The 3720-nt window shown below is 43.2% G+C and carries 4 protein-coding genes; 2 read left to right on the top strand and 2 right to left on the bottom strand.

What is annotated here, in order from left to right; translation table 11 throughout:
* The coding region (locus tag EGI32_RS14650; RefSeq protein WP_369681671.1) for a tetratricopeptide repeat protein at positions 1–369 on the bottom strand (369 nt) is incomplete at its 3' end.
* Positions 370–433: 64 nt separating this feature from the next.
* Positions 434–634, bottom strand: a complete 201-nt coding sequence (locus EGI32_RS14645; protein WP_255156109.1) for a hypothetical protein — start codon at positions 632–634, stop codon at positions 434–436.
* 386 nt (positions 635–1020) lie between these two features.
* Between EGI32_RS14645 and EGI32_RS14640 the strand changes: the two genes are divergently transcribed.
* Positions 1021–1920: a hypothetical protein gene (locus EGI32_RS14640; RefSeq protein ID WP_255156108.1), complete on the top strand. Its 900-nt coding sequence runs from the start codon at positions 1021–1023 to the stop codon at positions 1918–1920.
* A gap of 145 nt (positions 1921–2065) precedes the next feature.
* The gene (locus EGI32_RS14635) at positions 2066–2977 is read left to right on the top strand and encodes a hypothetical protein (protein ID WP_255156107.1); all 912 of its coding nucleotides are present in this window, start codon (positions 2066–2068) and stop codon (positions 2975–2977) included.
* Positions 2978–3720: the final 743 nt, after the last annotated feature.

Raw genomic sequence — 3720 nt, 5'->3', positions numbered from 1 at the left:
TTCGATGGAATTATACTTAACATTACCTAATAACGTGTAGGTATAGCCCAATTCGACACGATGATTTTCATTATTTGTATCTAATGTTCTAAGTGCATTTACAAGGTTTTCTTCAGCACCATATAGATCTCCAAATTGCCATTGTATCTCACCCATAAATTTGTATGCTGAGCCTTTTTTTAATGTATCGTCGGCATTATTAACATAGCGGTTGAAATAATAGAAGGCAGAATCAAAATTATCATAATACCAATAGTTATAACCGCGGTCGTAATCTGTGTACTTATCCGCCTTTCTTTGTGAAAAGCAGCTAGAGCTCATAAAGATTGAGAGGATTATAATAAACAAGAATGGGCAGGATGATTTCATGAAATTTGATTTTCCTTAAATATAAAAAGAAAGGCAGAGATTACTCTGCCTTTCTTTGGAGGAATTAATTCCCGCCACCTCCTGGAGGAGGGGGTGGGGGTGGTGGAACAGGTGGTTTTGGAGTGCCACCTAGCTCTCCTCCGGTATCCCCGTTGGTGGTTACTGTGCCGCCAACATGTATCAGGTTACAGTTGCCGTGATTTTGCAATGTGTGGGTCGGGTTAGGGCATAAGAGTCCTGCCAACCATATAATGATCTCTATCATTTTTCGTGATTTTAATTGTTAAGGAAATAGTTTGGCCTGCCAGGTTCGCGGGCCTGGTGCGGCAGTTTTTGTAAGTAGCGCTCCTTACATTTTGGCGGGAAGAAAGAGTGTCGGTAGCGGGGTGGGTTAACAACTTCCCTTGCTGGCTAACTTTGCCGCTACCTTCACACTCAGCAGATCAATCAGTTTTTTTATTTTGTTACCGATCGATCACAATGTAAACATACCATCGGCTAACAGCCTGGGTAGCATGTTATTCCGAAGATTCCTATCATTCCGAAGATTCCGGTTTTCCGTATCCTGAAATTCCGGCTTGAAGTATTTTTACAGGGAAACAATTCCAATAATTCCAATAATTGTATATTTAGTCTGAAGCAACTTTACTTATGCCCCTGGATTTTGCCGATTATACCAAACTGCTGAAACGAACTTATTATAAGAGGCGTGCAGACAACGAACTCTCGTTGTTATTGGCTCAATCTACCCCAGCCAAGATCAGGCAGGCATGTTTGCATGTGTATAAAGAGCGGTTTGAAAAACAAGATCTGCAGGCGCTGAAGAAAGATGAGCAGTTGCTGAAAGATTTTTTTGGGCCGGCAGAACCGGGCAAACGCTTTTTGAAATTAATTGAAGAATTTGAAGCGCATAAGTTCAAGCCACTGGATAACTATTTAAAAAAAGATAAGGGCAACACGGATAAAAAAAACCTGGAATTGCTGGCATGGTTAATCGATTTCAGGCACCGGCCATATGTGTTTGGAAAAAATTTTGAGCTGAACGAGGAGGAAAATCTGCTTTTGCAGGATGAACCAACGATGGTTCCGTCGGTGGACACTGAAGATGATTTAGGGGAAAGCCTGGGAACTGTTCAGCATATAAGTGTGGGTGAAAAAGAACCTACTGTTCCTTTTATAAAAGAAGAAAAACAACCTGATACCGGCAAGAGAAAGAAGTGGATAATAGCAGTATGGATGCTGGTAATTTTTACCGGGGCGGTATCCGCCTTTTGGCAGCCCCCAACGCAGGGGCAGGCAGAAATAGTGAATAATCTGCCAGAGCTGAAACCGATCGCGGATGATCCGCAACAAGAGCCGAAGCAAAAAGCAGACTCCCTCAAGGCAGATACTAAAGCAAAGCCGGTGAAACGAGACACGGGCCTCAAATTGAAAACAGCTTCACCTAATACCGCCAATCTAACAACCGGCCTGTGCCGCCGTATCACCAAAAAGGGAATGCCCTGCAAAAGAAAAGCGCAATACAAGGGTTATTGCTGGCAGCATGTGTAGAATTCCTTTCATCATCCTGATCTCCCGGGCCTGACAATCTCCCGTTCCGGTTTCCCGTAAAGCGGCTTTCCGTATATGCTTTAATTTTTCACTGTTAATTCCGAAAATTCCGGTTATTCCAATAATTAATAGAAGCAAAAATTATATGAGGCTAGTTTTCCTTGAATACGCCCGACTTGTTAAAGCAGAATACGAAAGAAAGAGCGCTAATGACGAGCTCCCGCGTTTTCGTGTTAAATCGACTACGGCAAAATTAAAAGACGAATGTGTAGCGGTGTTTAAAAGCCGGTATCATCTGAAGGATGAACAAACCTTGAAAAATTATTTTGATGTGGCAAATGATGAAACGGTATCGTTGCAATTGATCCGCAGAATAGAACCGGATAAGTTTAAAGCTTTGGATAAGTATTTGAAAGGAGAACCTGAGACCACCAATGAGAGAAATGTAGAACTGCTGGCTTGGCTGATCGACTTTAAACACAGGCCTTTTTTTCCGGGAAAGGATTTTCAATTAACGGACGAGGAGAAAGCTATCATAAGCACACCCAAAAGTCCCCCGGGTGGAACTAAAACTCTACCATACAATAAGCCAAAAGATACTATACCCGGAGTGCGGGACGACATTAAGGTCAAAGAAAAAAAGGAAGTGAGTGGCGGACTTTTTTTCAGCAGACCAGTGATGATATTTCTGATTGCCTTCATCGGCGTTGGAATTTTATATACAATATATTTGGCAACCAATCAACAAACCGGATGTATGTACTGGAGTGGCGATCAGTACGTGCCTATAGATTGCAATGAGGAACCTCTTGGCCGTCTTTTTTTACCCCTTGATCCTAAAAAGGTGAAGTATTTTGAAAGGATCACCCGAAAGGATACTATCACTGAGCAATCGATCGGGAAGATCTATTATATAAAAGATAAAAAACAGATAGACTATTACACCTATAGCGGTAATTACCCCCAGGACCTTAACCGCTACGTAAAAAGACTATCGCGGTACATATTCGATAAAGACAAAGAAAACAGGAGATCAACGCAAAAACCAGGATCCTGAACACACCATATTGCAGAAATTAACCGGAGAAATTCAGGCGATCGTTCTGATGAGCATCATTTACTGCATCCCGGTTCAGTAAGCGCTTTTTTGCGTTTTGTTGGATTTTTGAGTTTTTAAAAATCGGGCCTCCGTACCCACTTTTTTTTAGCGATGCTCTATAGGTACGGTCTGTACCCACCCTGTACCTTTAAAAAAAAGTGGGTACGGAGGCCCAGTTTTCAAAAACTACTTTTTTTAAGATCTGTATTTTTTCTCCATTTTGTTATGGCAGTCCGGGGAGGCTTCTACCAATGTGGGCACATTAGTTTTCGCCCCAGGTAAAGAAATGGTCTCTGCGCTCGTGGCAGGCCGGGAGGCCACGCCACGGCATTCAGCTGTCGAAATCTTTTTTGTCAGACTGCGGAGCCGTGGTTGGTGGCTGGGAGGTGCAACGATTGCAGATAATAAATAACCAGTTTATACAACGGCTCGTTCTTCCCGTCTTCCCGGCCAGCCGCGTTCCGTTTTAACAAACTTCCAATAAACTGATCGGATCGCTTCCGCCTTAAATATTCGGTGGCACCCATGGCAGGCCGGGAGGCCACGCCACAGCATTCAACTTGCGAAAACTCTTTTGTTAGTACTGCTGGCCGTGGTTGGTGGCCGGGAGGTGCAACCATTGCAAATAATAAATAACCAGTTTATACAACGGCTCGCTCTTCCCGTCTTCCCGGCAAAACCTCCCGCTAAATTCCTGGCTA

This window comes from Ferruginibacter sp. HRS2-29 (genome assembly GCF_024343615.1).
Classification (GTDB): domain Bacteria; phylum Bacteroidota; class Bacteroidia; order Chitinophagales; family Chitinophagaceae; genus Ferruginibacter.
Note: the sequence above shows the minus strand (reverse complement) of the source record. Positions and strands in the feature narration are given on the sequence as shown.